Here is a 20,363-nt window from a genome sequence, read left to right on the forward strand (position 1 = left end):
AAGCCTGGATCAGTTTAATTGAAAACCGGGAAGGATGAAGTGGATTTCATACAGCATGAACACAGTTATCAGAATGATACCTGTACAGAGGTCTACAGCACGGGGGTTATTTTGAGCCCTGCTCAATGGGTATTAAATGCAACCGATAAATAGAAGAAGTAAATATGCTTCATTCATTCATCATGTTTTGATGTTATATAACCCTCTCAAAACTGATCATTTGAACCTGATTCATTAGGTTTTATCTAAGGATCATGGAGGACTGATTAAAGAGTAATGGCATTGATAGTGAAGGCTTTGACGGAAAATTGGAAAGTGAAAAACGTGGGTGGAAATTGGAAGTGAAAATGGCCTTTTAGGCGAATGTTTCAGCGTATGTGGTTCTGACTACAATATAGTCAAACACTTGTGATATTCTAAAAATATGTTAAATAATTAAAACATAACTTGATCATAGACAAGAGTACACTAGGGGATGTGGGTTGTGGAACAAGGAAAAATCATTCGGCAGAGACCGGGGAAGCCGGGTTAAAAAAAGGAATAGGGGTAAGAAATAAAATCATACCAGCCCCGCTGCTTTTTTCGTTTATTTGCTGAAAATTCGAAACTTATCAATGAAGCCTGTTATTGCCTTTGTTACCGGCGGGTACTCCACAGAAGCCGTAATTTCCTATAAAAGCGCTGTTACCATTGAAGCCAATATAGATACCAGCAAATACGAAGTATTCAAAATTGATATTACCCCGGAAGGATGGTGGTATGAAACGGCCACCGGCCGCAAAATACCGGTAGACCGCAGCGATTTCTCTATCTCCGCCGATGGCCGGAAGGTCACTTTTGATGCCGCACTGATTGGTATTCATGGCACCCCGGGCGAAGACGGCAAGCTGCAGGGCTATTTTGATCTCCTGGGCATTCCCTATACTTCCTGTGATGCGGCCACCTCCGCACTCACCTTCAATAAACGCTATACAGTGGCCGTGGCAGCCTTTGCAGGCATTCATGTGGCTAAATCTTTGCATATCTTCCAGCACAGCCCGGTAAGCCCCGCGGATATCTTAAAGCAGCTCAGCCTGCCGGTATTCGTAAAACCCAATAATGGCGGCTCCAGCATTGGCATGAGTAAAGTGCACAAAGCCGATGACCTGGCCGCTGCCCTCGAAAAAGCCTTTAAGGAAGACGACCAGCTACTGATCGAGGAATTCATTTCTGGCAGGGAATTTACAGTAGGTGTGTTCAAAACACCAGAAGAGATCATTGTGCTGCCAATTACCGAAGTTGTTACACATAATGACTTCTTCGATTACGAAGCCAAATACCAGGGGAAGAATGACGAGATAACACCGGCCAAAATAGACGAGCAAATGGCCGATACCATTCGCAAAGCAGCCCGTAAGGTGTATGAGATCCTCAATTGCCGGGGGGTAGTACGTATAGATTTCATTTACAATGAAGCTAAAAATGCACCCTATATGCTGGAAATCAATACTATACCAGGTCAAAGCGAGGCCAGTATCGTTCCCCAGCAGGTAAAGATAATGGGATGGACGCTGAAGGATTTCTATTCCTCCCTGATTGAGGATGCACTGACCAGGAGAACAAAAAAATAAAGCAAGCGATAAGTTGTCAGCAAGCGTAAATTGCGGCAGCCATGCTGAATTCTGAATCCTGGATGCTGGATTCTGTATTTTAAATTCTACAAATGTTCAAATTCATTACGAAGCGACCACTGTGGCAGAACATACTGTTTGCTATCATCCTGGTCATTATCCTTATTTTCCTTTTTTTGCAATCTCTTAACCTGATCACCAAACATGGCGATACGCTGGTGATCCCGTCTGTTACCGGCAGGTCTTTCGACGATGCCAAAAAGCTGCTGGAAGAGGAGGGATTTGAAGTGAAGATCCAGGATTCCATCTATAACGATACGGCCAAAGCCCTCGCTGTATTGCGCCAGTTTCCGGAAGGGGAAGCTATTGTAAAGGCAAACCGGATCGTTTACCTCACCATCAACAGGGCAGTGCCGCCGGAAATTGAAATGCCCAACCTGGAAAGACTTACTTTCCGCAGTGCCGAGCTGGCCATCAAACAATATGGCCTTAAGCTGGAGGATACGGTCTATGAACCCAACTTTGCCAGGAACGCGGTATTGGAACAGCATTATAAAGGCCAGCGTATCAAGCCCGGTACCCGCTTACCCATGGGCAGTGGCATCACGTTGGTATTGGGTAATGGGCTGGGGCAGGAGCAGATCCCGGTGCCGGACCTCTTTGGAAAAACCTTTACAGAAGCCAAAGTATTGCTGGAATCCTATGGTTTCGGCGTGGGCGCCACGGTCTTTGAGTCGGGCGATAGCGCGAATGCTTATATTTTCAAACAACAGCCGGCACCTGTACAACCCGATGGCCGCCTCAATATGATACGCCAGGGACAGTCGATAGATATATGGCTGCAGGCTACCATGCCGGTAAGGGCAACAGCGCCGGACAGCACCACACAACAACCTCAATAATTATCAATAACCAGTATATGCAGAACATTACAGCAGAAGAAGTAAAAGCACGTATGGATGCCGGTGAACAACTGAACCTGGTAGATGTACGGGAGCCACATGAACATGCTGATTTCAACATCGGAGGTACCTTATATCCCCTCGGAAAGATCATGACGATGATGGTAGATGAGCTGGAACCACTCAAAGAAACAGAAGTGATCGTTTACTGCCGCAGCGGCAACCGCAGCGGACAAGCAGCCATGATCCTCGACACACTCGGGTTCAAAGACACCAAGAACCTGGTAGGTGGCATGATGGGCTGGGAAGGTAAATATGGTAGATAATATCTATAACCGGAACTTATACGGAATAAGCATCGGCACCCGCTTTTGATAGGCCTTATATTCGGCCCCAAACTCCCTGTGCAGTTTCTTTTCCTCCCACAGAGCGCCTATCCAGGTGTACAGGGTGATCATGCTGCAGGTGATGAGGTAGTGAAGCACGGGAAACAAGAGGAAGAACGACCACAATGCCAGCAAGGTGCCAAAATAAAGCGGATGTCTTACATACCGGTTCAGTCCCCGGGTTGCCAGGCCCATGTTGGATTGTTGCTGCGGAAACAGCACATCAATACCACTCAGGTAGAAAAAGTACCGGCGAATGCAGATACCCATAATGGTAAGACCGGCCAATGCCAGGATATTACCTGCGATCTGTAATACCAGGGGTACACGCCACAACCAGGTGGCCGGTAATTGTAGTTCATAGATAACGATGGCTGCCAGCAGAAGCAGGGCAATGAAAGAATAGATAAGCCGGTAATACGGGAAGTAAGTGCCCGACCTGCGTTCCACCCAACGTTTCCACCAATCGGCTGCCAGCAGGCTATGCGTAAGCCCGAAAAATATCCATAGCCCTGCTAAATATAAGTAAGCTACCATTGGTCATCCGTTAAGCGCTAATAGCTAAAGGCTAAAAGCTAACCCCTACACTTTCACTGCCAGCGTACACCCATTGCCCGGTGCAGACAGGATCTCCATCTCCCCATTAAACACTTCAATACGGTTACGGATATTATTCAGGCCCATGCCCGGTTTACTTTGTAACGGGTCGAAGCCGGCGCCGTTGTCCTGTACGGTGAGCTGTACACGGTCATTGTAGTGCGCCAGGCGAATAACCACCGTAGTGGCATTGGCATGTTTCAGCACATTATTCAGTTGCTCCTGTATAATGCGGTAAATAACCAGTTGCTTATTATCGGGTACCCGCGATTCATCAAAGCCTGCATGTTCTACCTTGAAATGGATCTCTTTTGCCTGCTGTATGTCGTCAATCAATTGGTACAGACTTTCCAGCAGGCTCTGCTCATTCAGGGCAGGAGGCAGCAGGGAACGGGAGAGGCCCCGGATCTCTTCAATGGTCTGTGTAATATAGCCGGAGCTTTTGCGCAATAATTCTTCCCGCATCTTCGGATTTACCAGCGCATGCTGAATGTACAGTTTAACAACGCCCAGCAACTGGTTGATATTATCGTGGAGTTCTTCCCCCAATTTCTTGCGTTCCGCTTCTTCTGCCTGTAATACACTTTGCGCCAGCTCATCCTTGTGTTTGGTTTGCGTTTCCACCAGTTGCTGTTGCAAAGCCCGTTGGTCCGTTACATCCTGCATGGCGCCTATCAGGCGGTATGGCCGTCCTGATTTATTGCGCAGGATAAATCCACGGTCAAAAATGGTTTTATAAGAGCCGTCCTTACAGCGGAACCGGTATTCATCCTGCCATACGGTTCCACCCATATCCAACTTGGTATCAATGGTATCCAGCACGCGGTTCTTATCATCCGGGTGCAGGTTATTGGTCCACCAATGATAATTGTCCTGCAATTCATCGGCCGTATAGCCAAATAGTTCCTGTAAGGTGCGGTTGGTATAGCACTCTTTGGTGACCATATTGTAATCCCAGATCGCATCATTGGTAGCCATGCCCAGCAATTGGTTCCGTTCAAGTATCTCTTCCTGTTGCCGGTTGGCTCTCTCGATATCTCCATACAGTTTACGGCTTACCAGCCAAATGAGCAGCGCCGCCAGCACCATGAATAATATGCCCTTGTAATTCTGTAATCTATTGTAAGCATCCAGGTCATTATTGGTAAAGGTGAGGGTCAGGGAATCAGAAAACAATATCCAGGCGGTGCCGAATACAAGAAAGGCCAGTGAGAGTTTTACAGAGGAGGGCAGTGGATTTTTCATAACAAAAGGCTCTGGACTACAATATTGCGAAAAAAATACCTGTATTCCATACCAATTATAGATTTCAGCATAAAAAAATACGCAGCCTGCTGCATACAATGCACCATCCACGCAGGATTTGCCAGCAACCAGTAACCAGCAACTTGTATTTCTTCCCCTATCTTTGCGCCATGCATTACGTTTCTGTAGAGGGTCTTACCAAGTCATACGGTATCAAACCACTTTTTGAGAATATTTCATTCCACATAGAAGAAGGGGATAAAATAGCACTGGTCGCCAGGAATGGCAGCGGTAAATCCACCTTGCTCAAAATACTGGCCGGTAAAGAAACGGCCGATGAAGGAAAGGCGTGGATCAACAAGGAAGTGACCGTGGCCCTGTTCGACCAGGACCCTGTTTTCCAGGAGCATCTTTCCGTGCTGGACAATATTTTCCACCACAATCACCCCATCATCAACGCTATCAAGGAATATGAGGCTGTTAGTGAAGAAGGTACGCCGGAGCAGGTGAGTGAGGCCATTGTAAAAATGGATGAGTTGGGCGCCTGGGACTTCGATGCCAGTGTAAAGCAAATATTGGGAAAACTGAATATTCACCAGTTGAACCAACCCGCCGGCACCCTGTCGGGTGGGCAGCGCAAGCGGGTGGCCCTTGCCAAAACACTCATAGATATCGGTTTTGAACACAAGCACGTATTGCTCATCATGGACGAGCCCACCAACCACCTCGATGTGGAAATGGTGGAATGGCTGGAGCATTACCTCAACCAGCAGCATGTAACCTTACTGCTGGTAACCCACGACCGTTACTTCCTGGACAATGTGTGCGAAGAGATCTGGGAAATGGACCGCAGCGACCTGGTGGTATACAAGGGTAGTTATGAGAACTACCTCGAAAAGAAAGCGGCCCGCATGGAAAGCGAAGCGGCCAGCATTGACAAGGCCCGCAATACTTATCGCCGTGAGCTGGAATGGATGCGCAAACAACCGAAGGCGCGCACCACCAAATCCAAAAGCCGGCAGGATGCCTTCTATGTAGTGGAATCCAAAGCCAAACAACGTATTGAAGAACAGAAGCTGCAGCTTGATGTGAAGATGAGCAGACTGGGGGGCAAGATCGCCGAACTGAAGAAAGTGTACAAGAGCTATGGCGAAAAGGTCATTATGAAAGGGTTTGACTACACATTCAAAAAAGGTGAGCGGGTAGGAGTGGTAGGTAAGAATGGGGTGGGCAAATCCACCTTTATCAATATCCTGCAGGGCATGGAGCAACCCGATAGCGGCAAGATCAATATTGGCGAGACAGTGATCTTTGGCAACTATTCACAGACAGGACTTATCATCAAGGACGACATGCGGGTGATAGAATATGTAAAGAATATTGCGGAAAGTTTTCCCCTGGCCAGTGGCGGCTCTTTAAGCGCCTCCCAGTTCCTGGACCTTTTTCTCTTTCCACCCGATCAGCAATACACGTATATCTCCAAACTGAGTGGGGGCGAAAAGCGGCGCCTGCACCTGCTCTCCATCCTCTTTCGCAATCCCAACTTCCTGGTGCTCGATGAGCCTACCAACGACCTTGATCTGCCCACGCTGGCGGTACTGGAAAACTTCCTGAATGATTTCCAGGGTTGTCTGCTCATTGTGTCACACGACCGTTATTTCATGGACAGGCTGGTAGATCACCTGTTTGTTTTTGAAGGCGATGGCGTGATCAGTGATTTCCCGGGCAACTATACCCAATACAGGATTGCAGAAAAAGAAAAGGAAGAGAAGCCGGAAGCTGCAAAACCAAAGCCTGATACCACTGCACGGCAAGCGCCGGCAGCGGCTGAAACCGGCGCCAAACCGGCAGAGAAAAGAAAACTGTCTTTTAAAGAGAAGCGGGAATTTGAGACCCTGCAGCAGGAAATAGCGGCCCTTGAAAAAGAAAGAGTAACAGTAACCGAAAAGCTCAACAGCGGCAGTGCGCCTTTTGACGAACTGCAGCAGTTATCCGTTCGCATAGGTGAGATCGCGGCCCTGCTGGATGAAAAAGAGCTGCGCTGGCTGGAATTAAGCGAAATTGAGGGATAGTCAAAAAGACCGAAAGTAGGCAAGTCCGTGCTGTATTTTTTCCCGTCTTTCCGCCTTTCCGGCAATGCTTTTCCATCAGTGGCAAGTAAATCAACCTGCGTTCTCCTATTTTTGGCCTCCTAAACAAAAACCAACATTATAACATGAGAAAACTATGTCTGGTGATGGCATTGGTGGCGCCATGTGGCATCATGGCCCAGAAAGCTGCCAATCCGGTTACCTACGCCAATAGCATTACAGCGGAAGACCTTAAAAAGCACCTCTATATTGTGGCAGGCGCCGAAATGGAAGGCCGTGAAACAGCTACCGAAGGGCAACGCAAAGCAGCCGCTTATATTGAGAACTATTTCAAACAACTGGGCCTGGCGCCTGGCATTAATGGCGGCTATCAGCAAGCCTTTTCAGTTTACCAGGACTCACTGGTAAAAGCGTCTATAGACATAAACGGCAAAAAGTTCCTGCCTTTTGCCGATTTCGGCGTTACGCTATCCTCCGCCAATTCCTCATCCTTCATGGCCAGTGAAGTGGTATTTGTAGGTTATGGTATCAGCGATTCTGCCCGCGATGATTACAAAGGCATTGATGCAAGGGGTAAGATCGTGCTCATACTGGCCGGTACGCCACCTGCTACCCAACAACCTGCTGCCGGCCAGCGTCGTGGTTTTGGCGTCTCTCCGGTGATTGATGCCGCGCTGAGGCATGGCGCCGCTGCGGTATTCCAGGTGCAACCCGGCTTTCCCCGCAGAGCAGGTGCAACAAAAGGGAACATGTACGTAGGTGGCTTCCGGAAAACCATCTATCCCAACCTGTACGGCATTTCTGATCAGGTAGCTGAAAGCATTATGGGGGCAGATTATGCCGCCGCCAAAGAAGCGATGAAAGCGGGTAATCCACAGGCCAAAGTATATGCTGCCAATGTATTGGTTGATTTTAGCAAAGCCATCGTGGAAATGCAAAGCACCAATGTGATCGGCTTCCTCGAAGGCTCTGATAAGAAAGACGAATATGTATTCCTGACAGCCCACTATGACCACATTGGTAAAACAGCGGCCGGTGTTATCAATTATGGCGCTGATGACGATGGTTCAGGAACAGTGAGCATCCTTGAACTGGCCGAAGCTTTTGTAAAGGCCAAGGCTGCCGGTAAAGGTCCCCGCCGCTCCATTGTATTCATGACAGTGTCTGGCGAAGAAAAAGGACTGTGGGGCTCTGCTTATTATGGTGATCACCCGGTATACCCGCTGGAGAAAACCACGGTAGACCTCAATATAGATATGATCGGTCGTATTGATCCCAAGCGTAAGGTGGGCGATTCCACCAACTATGTGTATGTAGTGGGTGATGATAAGCTCAGCTCCGACCTTCGCCCTATCAGTGAAGCGATGAACAAGAAATACACGAAGCTGGAACTGGATTATAAATTCAATGATCCTAAGGATACGGAGCGTATTTATTACCGTAGCGACCATTACAATTTTGCCCGCAAAGGTGTGCCCATCATTTTCTATTTCAATGGCACCCATGCCGATTATCACCGTCCCGGTGATACCCCCGATAAGATCAATTATAGCCTGATGGCGAAAAGGGCCCAACTGGTCTTCTTTACCGCCTGGGACATGGCCAACCGTAACGATATGCTGAAAAGGGACATCCCCCTCGATCCAAACGCTGTACGTTAATACTATAAAATGTAAATGGTGGGTCGCCTTCCAAAGGCGGCTCACCATTTACATTTTGTCTTTTACTTCCCCGCAGAGTCTCCCGAAGGGGACGCTGCGGTTATCTTATAACACCACCTGAACAACTTCCCCTGAAAATCAAACGGCGTGGTAGCTTTCGTAATATCCCGGATAGAAGAGCTATGGATCTTTTCCTGCTCCATCACAAAGCGCCGGTAATTGGTGCTGAAATAGATCACACCACCGGGAGAAACCGCCCGCAAAGTTTTATTCAACAGCTCCGCATGATCGCGTTGTATGTCCAGGAAATCCACCATCCGCTTACTATTGCTGAAGGTGGGTGGGTCCATGATCACCAGGTCGAAAGAGTGGGGTGATAAAGTATCGAGGTATTGCTTTACATCGGCATGTACATAAAAATGCTTTTGGGGATCATACAGGTTATTGAGCTGCATATTCTCTTCTCCCCACTTCAGGTAAGTTTTGGAAAGATCTACAGAGGTAACAGAAGCGGCGCCACCGGCGGCGGCATATACGGAGAAAGAGGCCGTATAACAGAAAAGGTTCAATACCCTTTTATTGGTTGCTTCTTCACGCACCAGGCCCCGGGTAATGCGGTGGTCCAGGAATAACCCGGTATCGAGGTAGTCAGACAGGTTGACTTTAAACGTAAGCCCTGCTTCTTTGGCGGTGAAAAAAGCTTCTTCTGTAGCTACCCGCTGGTATTGTCCCAGGCGGCCCTGCTTGCGCTGACGTTGTTTGATATACACATTCTCCGAAGGAAGCTCCAGTATCTCACTGATCACCTGTATACAATCTTCCAGCCATTGTTCATGTTCTTCCTCCGTCAGGGAGTGGCGGCGTTTATATTCGGCGAGGTAAATATTTTCTTCATAGATCTCAATACAAAAAGGGAATTCGGGCAGGTCATGATCGTACACCCGGTAGCAGGTAATGCCTTGCCGGCGGGCCTGTTTACCAATATGCCGGTACACCTTCGTAAGCCGGTTCCTGAACATTTCGAATTTATCAGTAGACATGGGGGCAAAGATAGGTCACTCACTACTCACTTTTTCTTCTATGCATCACAGCAAATCCTGCACTGGAAACTATACACAATCCGCCACAGATCCACCATAACAGGGAAAAGCCCGCATGGTCTGCTACCTGCGATCCCAGGAAGGGACCCAGGGTTTGCGCTATTGACCAGGCAATGGTATACAGGCCGGCATATTGTCCGCGATTATGGGAGGCGGTGCGCACCAGCCAGAAGGAGTTCATAAAAGGCATGGAAAGGATCTCCCCGAAGGTGATCAATACGATCATCACGATGGCCAGCGCTGCATTCATATGGAATACATTGAGCATCATATAGGCCAGTCCGCACAACAGTACTCCTGCTGAGATGTAATAGAGCTTCCCGCGCTTCCCTTCCAGCTTAAAGATCAATACCATCTCAATGACGGTAATGATCAAACCATTGAGGGCATTGAGAAAGCCTATATACTCTTCTGAAAAATGCAGCTCATTTTTATAGTAAGCGGTGAGGTTATTGAATACCTGGAAAAAACAGGCGGCAAACAAGATGGTGAGTACAATGAACCACAGGAATACCTTGTCCTTGTAGGCGGAATGTGCAGGGTCAGGCTTTTCTGTGGTTACTTCCTTATGACTTTTGGTTTTGGAAGGAGGCAGCAGGAACCACATCAATACCGCCGCCGCAATATTGGTAAAGCCATCCACCCAGAACAACAATTCATAGTCATGCGCTGCTATGATACCGCCCGCCGCGCTGCCCACCGCCCAGCCCAGGTTAATGGCCAGACGGTTCAGGGAGAAAGAACGCGTGCGGTTTTCCGGCTTGCTGTAAAAGGCAATGGCCGTGGCATTGGCAGGACGGAAAGATTCATTCACCAGGCTTAATAAAAAGCTCAGCGTGCAGATGCCGGTAAAGGATTTGGCTTGCCCCAATAATATGAATAAAATACCACCGCCCGTGAGTGCGATCATCTGTACCAGGAAGAAACCAAACTTATCCGTTAACCGGCCACCCAAATAACCGCCGGCCACAGCGCCCAGGCCAAACAGGCCCATTACAATACCTGCATCACCAATACTGTATCCTACAGCCGGACTGGTAAGGTAAATGGTCATAAAGGGCAGCACCATGGTGCCGCTCCTGTTCACGAGCATGATGAACGACAACCACCAGGTGGAAGCCGACAAACCGCTGTAAGCATTTCTATACAGGGACAAGGTGCTGGTGAGCATGGCTATACAGTATGAGTGCCGCAAAAATAAGCATCGCCGCGGGCTAAAAAGAAAACATCCCCATAATAGAGGATGTTTCTTATAATATTAGTGACTGCCTTAGCAGTGATCTTATGATCCAAATACTTTCTTCAACGTGTCGGTTACCCGTGCTGCCGGGTCTTTGCGGATCTTTTGCTCTTCTGTAGCTACCTGGAAGAACAGGCCGCTCAGCGCTTTATCCGTTACATAACCCGAAAGGTCAGGATTTACTTTTGATACCAGGGGTATTTTGTTGTAGGCATCCATCACTGTTTTCCAGTGTTTGGTAGCGCCTGTTTTTTCCAGCGCGCTTTCAATCACCGGGCGGAAAGCATTGGTGAGGGCAGGTAATGTTTTGCCCCTTAGGTAACCGGTAGCGGCGGTATCGCTGCCTTTCAGAATACCCATGGCATCCTGGAAGCTCATCGTCTTAACGGCATCTACAAAGATGGGGGCGGCCGATTTGGAAGCTTCCTCTGCGGCGCGGTTCATGGAAAGGATGGCATCATCTACCAGCTTGCCCATGCCTGCAGAGCGCAGTGTTTTTTCCACCTTCTGTGCTTCGGGAGGCATCAGTACTTTAATGGCAGCATTGGCAAAGAAACCATCTACGGAGGATAATTGCGTAGCGCTGTTTTGCGCCCCTATCGAAAGGGCCTCTTTCAGTCCGGCCACGATATCGTCATTGCTCAGGGAACCGCCTTTGGCTTTATTCAATAAACCACCGGCCTTTTTCAGCAGGCCGCCGGTTTGGGCAAAGGACATGACGGAAGTCAGCAATAACAGAGGTAGTAATAATTTTTTCATAGCGACATTATTTCGTTAAAAGTAACGCCGGTTTCTATAAAAAGTTGTTAACCCTCAGGGTTTTAATGTCACATTTAATCTATCTCATTCATTGTCACCTACAGTCGCCAGCCTCTGGCTGGTGACGGCTATTTCAAAGCCTCTGGCTTTGTTGTTGTTGTATAAGGATGTCGAATGCAGCGCCTATTTCATCCATTCAAACTCCTCGGCGCGGGGCATATTGTTAAAAACGTGTAAAACGGGCTCCGGAGGGGCCGCTAATTTGCGCAGTTGGGTATTGATCCAGGCGCCCTCTACGGTGAGGATCGCGGCCAGTGTATCGCTGTTTTTATAAATATGATGTTGGATGCCCCAGCGCGACTGGTCTTCCCTGGCCTTCAACAGCCGCAGGTCAATCGTCACCACATCGTCCAGCCTGATCTCTTTACGGAATACACATTCTTCCCGGAACAGGATAGGTCCGAAATGGTTTTGCGCCATAAATGCGGCGGTAAGGCCATGTGCTTCGAGGAAAGCAATACGGCAATAAGCGCCATAGTCATAGTATACGGAGTGGCGCAGGTGAAAATTAGGATCCAGGTCGGCCCAACGTACTTCCACTGTTTTAATATAACTGCTCATGATTATTTTTTTATAAACCTTACCGGTAAAATTATACTATACGGTAATTATTTTCTAATTTAGAATGCGCGCTGTGCGTTTATGCGTAAGCTTATCGCCATACTATGCCTTATCACCTTTGTTGCCCTCCAGTATGGCAAGGTAGTAAGCTATTGGCATTGCCGCCTGGCTGCCCCGGTGAATTGCGGTTGCGACAAGAAACTGGTGGACCATACCGATAAAGATCATCCCACACCGGTGACCATCGCCAAGGAAAAAGCCGAAGAAGTATTCCTGTCTCACGAAGCTTTACGCTCCAATCCCGCTGTAATTATTGCTGATCTCAATAGTAAGCAAAGCCTTTACCAGTCACTGATCCCCGCCGATCATACGGCTTCCATCTTCCAGCCTCCGAAGGCATAAATTCCATATTAAATGAAGTATTGCATACCAATGTAGTAATTGGTCCTTTCCTGCTATTGCATATTTGAGTTAAAAGCAAGTGGCAAGTAGCTAGTGGCGAGTAGTACGCTTTGCCCACTAGCCATTTACCACTGGCCACTCGCTATACTAAATATTCAATAGGCTACGTCTATTTATTTGCATAACACATTTCAACACTCAATCATGAAACTCATCAATATATTACTCTTTACTATTGCTATCATTGCAATCACCACCTCCTGCCACCGCCGCACCGTAGCCTCCACCTCCGCTGCGCCTGCAGTGGATAACATAGAGTACACCGATGCCCGTGGCAATCTCAACCTGCTGGGCAGATCGTCCCGCCAGCGTATCATGCAGGCGCCCTTCGATGCCTGGTTTACCAAAAACTATGCGGATTATGCTGTAGACAGTACCACGGCCAACCAGATGAAACCCCTGGTGAAGAACAAAAAGTTCGTCATATTCATGGGCACCTGGTGTGGCGACAGCCGCCGCGAAGTACCACGTATGTATAAGCTGCTCGACTATTGTGGTGTGAAGCCGGCGCAAATAGAATTGATCAACCTCGACAACCGGGATAGTATGTATAAGCAAAGTCCCAACCATGAAGAAAGGGGCTTGTACATCCACCGCGTACCCCATCTGCTGGTATATGACAAGGATAAAGAAAAGGGCAGGATCGTAGAAACGCCGGTAGCATCGCTGGAGAAAGACCTGCTGACGATATTGGAGAACAAAGCTTACAGGCCCCAGTATCCCGGTACCGCTTACCTGATCAGCCTGTTTCAATCACCAGAGTGGATGCCTACACTGTCCACCCTGGAGCAAACGGCCGAACAATTACGCCCCTTCCTGCGCTCCTGGGGCGAGCTGGCTTCTTTCGGCAGGGTATTGCTCTTCTGCGGAGAAACCGATAAAGCCATCACCGCTAACCGCATCAATGTGCTCATATATCCCAATGAGGCCGATGCATTCAACTACCTGGCAACTGCCTATGTAAAGAAGGGGGATATTACCGCCGCCAAAACCTGCTGCCAGAAAGTATTGCAACTACAACCCGGCAACCAGCAGGCCATCGCCATGCTGAACCAGCTCAGTAAGCAACAGTAACCAGGTAAAGGGGAACCAGTTACCAGGCGGCCAGGCCGAAAAACAGCCAATTTGTTCAGGTTATTCCACAAGATAGGGGTGGTATTTCGGTTCAGACAATTTCCCCTAAATTTGAGCCCTTAAAAACAATTGAATGAAAAGAACAAGTTTGTTTATAGTGACCTGTTTCGCTGCAGCCACCGTTATCGGGCAAACACAAAAGCCTGCTGCGGGTAAGCCTGCCACCAAATCCGCCACCGCAAAACCGGGTACTACCGCCAAACCCAAAACCGGCGGTGGTACATCAGTGGCTATGAAATCTTCCATAGATTCCTTCAGCTATGCACTTGGCTTAAGTATGGCCAACTTCTATAAGCAGCAGGGGATTACCGACATCAATAATCAGATGATGCTCAAAGCCATCAATGATGTGAAGAATGGTAAACCCGCGCTGAATGAGCAACAGGCCAACGCGTGTATTATGGGCCATATGCAGACGGTCCGCAGTGCGAAAGCTTCCGGGGCTAAGAAAGCAGGACAGGCATTCCTGGCGCAGAATAAAGCCAAGGCGGGTGTGGTAACCTTACCCAGCGGACTGCAATACCAGGTATTACGCGAGGGCACAGGTCCCAAACCTACGATGAATGACCAGGTAAAATGCCATTACGTTGGTACTTTCATTGACGGACAGCAATTTGAAAGCTCTTATACCAATAACCAGCCTGCTACCTTCGGGGTAGGCGGTGTGATCAGGGGATGGACAGAAGCCCTGCAACTGATGCCGGTAGGCAGTAAATGGAAATTATTCATTCCTTCCGACCTGGGTTATGGTGATGCCGACAATGGTCCTATTGCCGGTGGTTCTACCCTCGTTTTTGAAGTGGAACTCCTGGAAATTGTGAAAGGGGACCAACCTGTACAACAGCCAGCCACGCAGCAGTAAGAAGTCTGAGGTCTGAAATCGGAAGTCTGAACTGATAGTTGAGCTTCCCGATTAATTGCAGACTGGATTATAAATTAAAAACAAAGGCCTGGATGATTAACATCCGGGCCTTTGCTTTTATGCTGTTAGTAAGTATTAGAAAGTAAGAATCAAAGCAGGAGGTACAAATGTCAGCAATCAGACCTCTGACCTCAGACTTCGGACCTCACTCCTTCACAAACTTATACTGATAAATCCCTCTTCCTTTCTCATCCGTCACCAGCAACATATACACGCCGCTGGCATAGCGCTTCACATCCAGGGCGGTATTGCCTTCCGCTACAGGCTTATTGATCAGTAAGCGTCCGTTCACATCCAGCACTTTGATCACCGACCGGGAAGTAGTGCCTGCTATGTTCACGTTCAGCGTGCTGACCACAGGATTGGGGAATACGGTCACTTTAGGAGTGGCAGTGTATTCCGGTGATCCTTCCCTGGAGGCTGTACCGGTGGCTACGCGCAGGGTGTAACAAACGGTGGCGTTATTGGCATTGTTGTAACCGTATACGCGCACATAATACGTACCGGCTGCTGCTGTATAATTGATGGTCTCACTGCTGGTGCCGCCTGCCTGTGAAATACCTACCTGTGTTTGTGCACTGTTGTACAGACGGATATCGTAATCGGCTGGCAATCCGGTGAGCGTAATGGTAATAGTACCGCCTGTAGTGATCACAAAGCGGTAATAATCATTATCCCCGCTCGGGCTGATCAGTCCGGTGATATTTGTATTCAGCGGTACCTGCGGAGCGCCTGCAAAAGTACCGTTGGTACTGTTGTCGTACGTGCTGGTACAACCGGTAACCGTAGTAGCGCCAATGTTCAGGTTGTAACATACCGTGGTGCTGAAGGCGCCATTGTAGCCAAATACCTGGATATAATAAGTGCCGGCGGCTGAATTATTACGGGTGATCGTTTCACTGGTGGTACCGCCATTTTCAGAGCGGGCCAGTTCGGTGCCGGCTGAATTATACAGGATAATATCATAATCACCGGCCAGGTTGCCAAGCGTGATGTTCAGGTTGCTGGTAGCGCTCAGGGTAAAGGAATACCAGTCTTTATCGGTAGCGCTGCCAATGGCGGCAGAAAGAGCGGTGTTGGTGGCAACAGCCGCTGCGGCAGCCTGTGTTTCATTAGGCTCATAGGCCGCTGTACAGCCGGGTGCTGTGATCGTAGTAAACTGGGCACTGCTATAAGAACTGCTGCCGGAGGCGCAATTGGCCCGTACCCGCCAGTCATAAGTGGTAGCAGCGGTCAGTCCGCTCAGGTTCACAGAAGTGCTGGTAGTAGCGGTAGCTGCATTGGTCCAGGTGGAAGCCGCAGTAGTTTTATAATCCACATCATAACTATTGGCGCCGCTCACGGTTGTCCAGCTTACCGTAGCGCTGGTGCCGGTGATGGCCGATGATGCCAGCCCGGCAGGTGCTGTACAGGTGGGTGGCGTACCACTGATAGTGAAATTGGTATTAGAGATATCATAGAAAATATTTCCTACAGCTTCTATTTTCACCCTTGCCTGGGTAGTTACATTATTCGGCACCGTAATGGTTTCGGTACCATCATTGGCCGTGCTGGCCAGTAACACGATGGGGAAAGTATTACCGCCATCGGTCGACAGGCTGATCTTTACATTGGCGCAGTTTACCGGCGCTGCATTCGTACTGTTCACACTCCAGGTTATGGCCTGTGATGATCCCGGCGCCCAGGTAACGGCTGTGTTGGGAGCCGTAACCGCAAAAGGACCTGCTGCTGAAGAAATGATCACCTGCATATCATCACTGTTGTTATTGCCGCCGCCGCTGTGGTTATCCCGTACGGTAAACCTAAAGTTGAGCGTGCGTGCTACAGAAGGCAGCACTTCCCATTTGTTGGTATTGGTGCCACCCAGCACAGAAGCCAGGTTGGGAAAGAGGCGGGAAGGATTGGTGGAATAACTGACCGAACGGAACTGCGGTCCCGAAGTAGCGGTAGCAGAAGGAACAGTAGAAGAGCCGGAAGCATAATTATCATACTGCTCCCAGGTATACGTCAGCACATCGCCTGCATTGGCATCTGTGCCTGTTCCTGTTAATACAAAGGGAGTCGACCGGGGAATAGTAAAATTGGCGCCGGCATTGGCAGTAGGCGTGGAGTTGCCGGTAATCGTTACTACCGCACAGCCGCCACCGGTAGTGCCCTTAATGTAATCGGTTACTTGTTCAATGCTTTTGGCATGGAAATAATCGTCGCTATGCGGTTGCACATCGGTGGTGGAGCCGGTAATACCTGCATATCCCATAATGGTGCTGCCGCTGCCGGGTTCCATATTCGCGCCGGTGCCTTCTGTCTGGAAAGAGAAAGTATGGTTAGCGCCAAACTGGTGTCCCATTTCATGGGTCGAATAATCCACCACAAAAGGATCGCCTTCCGGTGTGGTGTGGGAGGTAAAGGCGCTGCCTTTTTGCCCGGCTACGCAAACACAACCAATACAACCGGCATTGCCGTTATTGGAACCCCGGTGTACCAGGTGGCCAATATCATAATTGGCGCTGCCGATCACGGCATCAATCGTTTGTTGTGTTTTGGTATTGTACTCATTGGTCCAGGGATCGCTGGAAGCAGTGAGGTAAATGATCGCATCGTTGTTGGCAATCAGGTTTAGGCGAACGCCGAAGTCACGTTCATAAATACCATTGGTCCTGGTCATCAGCGTATTCATGGCTGCCAGTACTTTGGCTTTACGCTGTGCATCGGTTGTTTCGGTACCGTCGAGGAAATAAGTAGAGTATTCGCCGGTAGCTGCCAGCGCGAGGCGGTAGGTGCGCAACCTGCCATCATCGGCGCCCCTGAGCCCTTCTCCGGGAATGCTCACAGCAGGCTGTTGTACCTTATTGCCTTCGTGTGTGAAGCATTGGAAAACGTTCCGGTAATCAATGACTTCCTGGCGAGAGAACACTACATAGTACTTATCGTCGCGGTCTACCGGATCAATATAAATAGTAGGCCGGTTGGCAGATAAGATCATGCCGTGAAAGCCCCGTGGCGAAACATCAAAGCGGATAGTGGAAGTGGGATTGTCCACTCCTTTTCCTGCATAAGATTGGATCTCCGGGTAACGGGCTGCCAGTGCTGCATCCATCACCGGGGCGAATACTACACTGAAACGTTCCAGTTGACCACCCGGAACAGGTACGGAAAGTATAAAGGAAGATTGGGCAGCGCTGACTTTTCTTTCAGAAGGTGAACTGCGCAAGGCCCTTTGTATCGACGGTTCATCCAGCCGGTAAAGCTGGTAGGTAGCGGGTTTGATGTGCCTGGTGAAGAGGTTTTTCGTGATGGCGGATTCATTCACGGGCGTCCAGTCGCTTTGTTGCGACAAGGCGCCATATCCGACCAACACTAATGCGAAGAGTAGTGTGATCTTTCTCATCTGACGTTGGTTTTGGTTAATACCTAAATTTAAGTCAAATAAGAATTGTTTGCGCTAAGGCATGTGGGTAAAAATGAAGTCCGGAAGCGCACTTCCGGACTATTCACACTTTAATTAGTGTTATTACTATCTGCCTTCTTTCGTAATTGTTCTAATAATTGCAGTCCCAACAATCCACTAATGGAACCATTGCCATCACCACCACCATTGATCAATACTTCAGGCATGATCCTGATCTGCTGCGCACCGATCGCTTCCATCACCTTCAGTTGGGTAAAATTATCACCACCCATACCTTCTACAGCCAGCTTATAGGATTCAGCAGAAGATTTACCAATGGCCAGTATCTTCTCCGCTTCCGCATTACCGGTCAGTGATATCTTTTCCGCTTCTGCTTTTGCCAGTAATTCAATCTTTTCTGCATCCGCCTTGGCCATCAACCTTGTCTTTTCCGCTTCACCACCTGCCAGCAGCTTCAGCCTTTCCGCATCGGCCGTTGCATGGATACGTACACTGTTCGCATCACCAGTGGCTTTCTTCACAGAAGCATCTGCAATGCGTTCGGCAATCAAAACGCCCTGGTCGGCTTTTACGATCTCTTTCTGAATCTCTGCAATAGCCGTTTCCTTTTCCAGCGACTGCCGGGTTTCCTGGGCCAGCTTCTGTGTTTCATACGTTACCTTCTGTTCTTCTGCCAGTTTACGGTCGGTGAGTGTTTTCATCAGGGAGTCCGGCGGTACAATATCACCGATCAGCGTATCCACGCCAAACACATTGTACTGGTCCAGCACATGGCCGATATGTTCACGGGCCGATTCCTGTCTTTCCTTCCGGCTTTTCAGGAAGTCGATCACCTCTGCATCCTGGGCAGAGTTGCGGAAATAATTACCAATAGTAGGTTCCAATACCTGTGTTACCAGGTTGCTCATATTACCGAACCGGGCAATTACCTTGGGGGCTTCCGTGTTAGGGATGTGAATGATCTGCGCTACGTCGAGGTTGAAAGTAAATCCATCCTTGCTGCGCACCGTAATGGTAGAGAGATTTTTATCCAACTGGTGCGCTTCACTGCGGGCGCTGGCCCAGTTCAGCACCAGGTTGGTGGTGGGTACCAGTTCCACTTTCATAATATGGGAATTGATGGGGTACTTACCGGGGCCCAGTGGTTCGGCCCATACCCCCCTTTGACCTTTGGAAACAATATTGCCGTGCTTGAATTCCACACCGCTCAGGTCTACTCCATCGGCGCCTACAAAAGAAATGACCACGCCTACATAACCGATGGGTATTTCTGTCATCTTCACCATTTCCACTTTGGCAAACCAGGGATTCAGGAAATAAGCACCGGCCAGGATCACCTGTTCCTGTAAACCTTTATAGCCTCCATTGGTGAGGAAGGTATCCACGTCTTGGAACTTATTGTGCTTGCCGATCAGCTTACCGGCAATCTGGCCTTCTTCCAGCGGTGTGCCTTCCAGGGTGGTTACAATACCCACCGCATTGTCGGGAATACTGGTCATGTCATGGATCTCTATTTCAAACAGGAAAGTGTTCACCCGGTAGCTGCCCGGTGGAATAATAGCTGTTTGCCGGCCTTTACGTCCGCCATTGAGCAGGAAGCCTTTGGCGTCCTGGAAAGTATCGCAATCCACCTTACGGGAAAGGATATGTCCTGTTTGCAGTTCCATACCATCTTTGGCCAGCACCAGTCCGATCTTTCCGGTAGGTATAACGGTGAAGGGCTGAAAAATAACTTCATACTGCCAGATCCATTTCCAGAAATAAACACCGGGTGGTAAAGTTTGCGCCTGGAAGCCGGCCTCGCCATCAGTAGCTATAATGCGGCCTTCCGGCAATTCCTGCTTTCCAAACAATACGAACTTTTTGGTCACCAGGCCAATACGGTCTTCGGGAATAATGACCAGTCCAAAGAAAACACGAAGGATAAACTTGTAAAATACAAGGCAAAGAAGGGGTAGGCCAATGAGCAGGGCCCACTGGATAAGTGTTAGGGATTCCATATAATTTAATGATGATTAAGTGTGCATAATAGGTATATAATGAACCGTAGATGTTGTTGAAATAGAACATCCATGACAGTGATAGTAAGTAATCATAACAATGGTATTACCGTGAACCGGGAGGCGAAGTATTATGGATCGTAAACCGGATAGATTGGTAGAGAGAAAGGTAGTGGCTGTTGCAGTGATCTTTTTCCATATTGGAAAATTGGTTGAGTAAAGGTA

16 protein-coding genes are annotated in these 20,363 nt (G+C 48.8%); 8 read left to right on the top strand and 8 right to left on the bottom strand.

Annotation, left to right across the window (positions count from 1 at the left end; all coding sequences use genetic code 11):
• The first annotated feature begins 614 nt into the window (after positions 1–614).
• The 3 genes from HB364_RS32420 (at position 615) to HB364_RS32430 (ending at position 2,838) form a co-directional block, all read left to right on the top strand.
• Positions 615–1,610: a D-alanine--D-alanine ligase gene (locus HB364_RS32420; RefSeq protein ID WP_167292616.1), complete on the top strand. Its 996-nt coding sequence runs from the start codon at positions 615–617 to the stop codon at positions 1,608–1,610.
• A gap of 92 nt (positions 1,611–1,702) precedes the next feature.
• Positions 1,703–2,512, top strand: coding sequence for a PASTA domain-containing protein (locus tag HB364_RS32425; RefSeq protein ID WP_167292617.1), 810 nt, complete (start codon positions 1,703–1,705; stop codon positions 2,510–2,512).
• A gap of 17 nt (positions 2,513–2,529) precedes the next feature.
• Complete coding sequence (locus tag HB364_RS32430) at positions 2,530–2,838, top strand: rhodanese-like domain-containing protein (RefSeq protein WP_167292618.1); 309 nt, start codon at positions 2,530–2,532, stop codon at positions 2,836–2,838.
• 3 nt (positions 2,839–2,841) lie between these two features.
• On the opposite strand, the gene HB364_RS32435 is transcribed toward HB364_RS32430, so the two are convergent.
• Positions 2,842–3,435 carry a methyltransferase family protein gene (locus HB364_RS32435; protein ID WP_167292619.1) on the bottom strand — a complete coding sequence of 198 codons (594 nt, stop codon included), beginning with the start codon at positions 3,433–3,435 and terminating at the stop codon, positions 2,842–2,844.
• Between the two features lie 45 nt (positions 3,436–3,480).
• The gene (locus HB364_RS32440) at positions 3,481–4,740 is read right to left on the bottom strand and encodes a sensor histidine kinase (protein WP_167292620.1); all 1,260 of its coding nucleotides are present in this window, start codon (positions 4,738–4,740) and stop codon (positions 3,481–3,483) included.
• A gap of 170 nt (positions 4,741–4,910) precedes the next feature.
• On the opposite strand from HB364_RS32440, the gene HB364_RS32445 reads away from it, so the two are divergent.
• Both HB364_RS32445 and HB364_RS32450 read left to right on the top strand, forming a co-directional pair.
• Positions 4,911–6,812: an ABC-F family ATP-binding cassette domain-containing protein gene (locus tag HB364_RS32445; protein WP_167292621.1), complete on the top strand. Its 1,902-nt coding sequence runs from the start codon at positions 4,911–4,913 to the stop codon at positions 6,810–6,812.
• Between the two features lie 143 nt (positions 6,813–6,955).
• A complete protein-coding gene (locus tag HB364_RS32450) occupies positions 6,956–8,491 on the top strand; it encodes a M28 family peptidase (protein ID WP_167292622.1) in 1,536 nt (511 codons plus the stop codon).
• A gap of 62 nt (positions 8,492–8,553) precedes the next feature.
• On the opposite strand, the gene HB364_RS32455 is transcribed toward HB364_RS32450, so the two are convergent.
• The 4 genes from HB364_RS32455 to HB364_RS32470 all read right to left on the bottom strand — a co-directional run bounded on the left by HB364_RS32455 (position 8,554) and on the right by HB364_RS32470 (position 12,211).
• Positions 8,554–9,531 (bottom strand): class I SAM-dependent methyltransferase, encoded by a 978-nt coding sequence (locus HB364_RS32455; protein ID WP_167292623.1) that lies wholly within the window; start codon positions 9,529–9,531, stop codon positions 8,554–8,556.
• 22 nt (positions 9,532–9,553) lie between these two features.
• Positions 9,554–10,762: an MDR family MFS transporter gene (locus HB364_RS32460; RefSeq protein WP_167292624.1), complete on the bottom strand. Its 1,209-nt coding sequence runs from the start codon at positions 10,760–10,762 to the stop codon at positions 9,554–9,556.
• Positions 10,763–10,873: 111 nt separating this feature from the next.
• Positions 10,874–11,590: a DUF4197 domain-containing protein gene (locus HB364_RS32465; RefSeq protein ID WP_167292625.1), complete on the bottom strand. Its 717-nt coding sequence runs from the start codon at positions 11,588–11,590 to the stop codon at positions 10,874–10,876.
• A 183-nt stretch (positions 11,591–11,773) separates the two neighbouring features.
• On the bottom strand, positions 11,774–12,211 hold the full coding sequence (locus tag HB364_RS32470) for an acyl-CoA thioesterase (RefSeq protein WP_167292626.1): 438 nt from the start codon (positions 12,209–12,211) through the stop codon (positions 11,774–11,776).
• Between the two features lie 81 nt (positions 12,212–12,292).
• On the opposite strand from HB364_RS32470, the gene HB364_RS32475 reads away from it, so the two are divergent.
• From HB364_RS32475 to HB364_RS32485, 3 genes are all read left to right on the top strand, one after another.
• The gene (locus tag HB364_RS32475) at positions 12,293–12,613 is read left to right on the top strand and encodes a hypothetical protein (RefSeq protein WP_167292627.1); all 321 of its coding nucleotides are present in this window, start codon (positions 12,293–12,295) and stop codon (positions 12,611–12,613) included.
• A 204-nt stretch (positions 12,614–12,817) separates the two neighbouring features.
• A complete protein-coding gene (locus HB364_RS32480; RefSeq protein WP_167292628.1) occupies positions 12,818–13,747 on the top strand; it encodes a hypothetical protein in 930 nt (309 codons plus the stop codon).
• Between the two features lie 133 nt (positions 13,748–13,880).
• Entirely contained in the window at positions 13,881–14,669 is a 789-nt protein-coding gene (locus HB364_RS32485) for an FKBP-type peptidyl-prolyl cis-trans isomerase (RefSeq protein WP_246228686.1), read from the top strand.
• A gap of 205 nt (positions 14,670–14,874) precedes the next feature.
• On the opposite strand, the gene HB364_RS32490 is transcribed toward HB364_RS32485, so the two are convergent.
• Both HB364_RS32490 and HB364_RS32495 read right to left on the bottom strand, forming a co-directional pair.
• Complete coding sequence (locus HB364_RS32490; protein ID WP_167292629.1) at positions 14,875–18,117, bottom strand: reprolysin-like metallopeptidase; 3,243 nt, start codon at positions 18,115–18,117, stop codon at positions 14,875–14,877.
• A 110-nt stretch (positions 18,118–18,227) separates the two neighbouring features.
• The gene (locus HB364_RS32495; protein ID WP_167292630.1) at positions 18,228–20,138 is read right to left on the bottom strand and encodes an SPFH domain-containing protein; all 1,911 of its coding nucleotides are present in this window, start codon (positions 20,136–20,138) and stop codon (positions 18,228–18,230) included.
• Positions 20,139–20,363 lie beyond the last annotated feature (225 nt).

The organism is Paraflavitalea devenefica (genome assembly GCF_011759375.1).
Classification (GTDB): Bacteria; Bacteroidota; Bacteroidia; order Chitinophagales; family Chitinophagaceae; genus Paraflavitalea; species Paraflavitalea devenefica.

Coding starts and splice junctions, on each gene's coding strand:
- HB364_RS32480 (WP_167292628.1), top strand. CDS start 12,818: ATGAAACTCATCAATATATTACTCTTTACTATTGCTATCATTGCAATC.
- HB364_RS32465 (WP_167292625.1), bottom strand. CDS start 11,590: ATGAAAAAATTATTACTACCTCTGTTATTGCTGACTTCCGTCATGTCC.
- HB364_RS32490 (WP_167292629.1), bottom strand. CDS start 18,117: ATGAGAAAGATCACACTACTCTTCGCATTAGTGTTGGTCGGATATGGC.
- HB364_RS32425 (WP_167292617.1), top strand. CDS start 1,703: ATGTTCAAATTCATTACGAAGCGACCACTGTGGCAGAACATACTGTTT.
- HB364_RS32440 (WP_167292620.1), bottom strand. CDS start 4,740: ATGAAAAATCCACTGCCCTCCTCTGTAAAACTCTCACTGGCCTTTCTT.
- HB364_RS32460 (WP_167292624.1), bottom strand. CDS start 10,762: ATGCTCACCAGCACCTTGTCCCTGTATAGAAATGCTTACAGCGGTTTG.
- HB364_RS32455 (WP_167292623.1), bottom strand. CDS start 9,531: ATGTCTACTGATAAATTCGAAATGTTCAGGAACCGGCTTACGAAGGTG.
- HB364_RS32420 (WP_167292616.1), top strand. CDS start 615: ATGAAGCCTGTTATTGCCTTTGTTACCGGCGGGTACTCCACAGAAGCC.
- HB364_RS32435 (WP_167292619.1), bottom strand. CDS start 3,435: ATGGTAGCTTACTTATATTTAGCAGGGCTATGGATATTTTTCGGGCTT.
- HB364_RS32445 (WP_167292621.1), top strand. CDS start 4,911: ATGCATTACGTTTCTGTAGAGGGTCTTACCAAGTCATACGGTATCAAA.
- HB364_RS32485 (WP_246228686.1), top strand. CDS start 13,881: ATGAAAAGAACAAGTTTGTTTATAGTGACCTGTTTCGCTGCAGCCACC.
- HB364_RS32475 (WP_167292627.1), top strand. CDS start 12,293: ATGCGTAAGCTTATCGCCATACTATGCCTTATCACCTTTGTTGCCCTC.
- HB364_RS32495 (WP_167292630.1), bottom strand. CDS start 20,138: ATGGAATCCCTAACACTTATCCAGTGGGCCCTGCTCATTGGCCTACCC.
- HB364_RS32430 (WP_167292618.1), top strand. CDS start 2,530: ATGCAGAACATTACAGCAGAAGAAGTAAAAGCACGTATGGATGCCGGT.
- HB364_RS32470 (WP_167292626.1), bottom strand. CDS start 12,211: ATGAGCAGTTATATTAAAACAGTGGAAGTACGTTGGGCCGACCTGGAT.
- HB364_RS32450 (WP_167292622.1), top strand. CDS start 6,956: ATGAGAAAACTATGTCTGGTGATGGCATTGGTGGCGCCATGTGGCATC.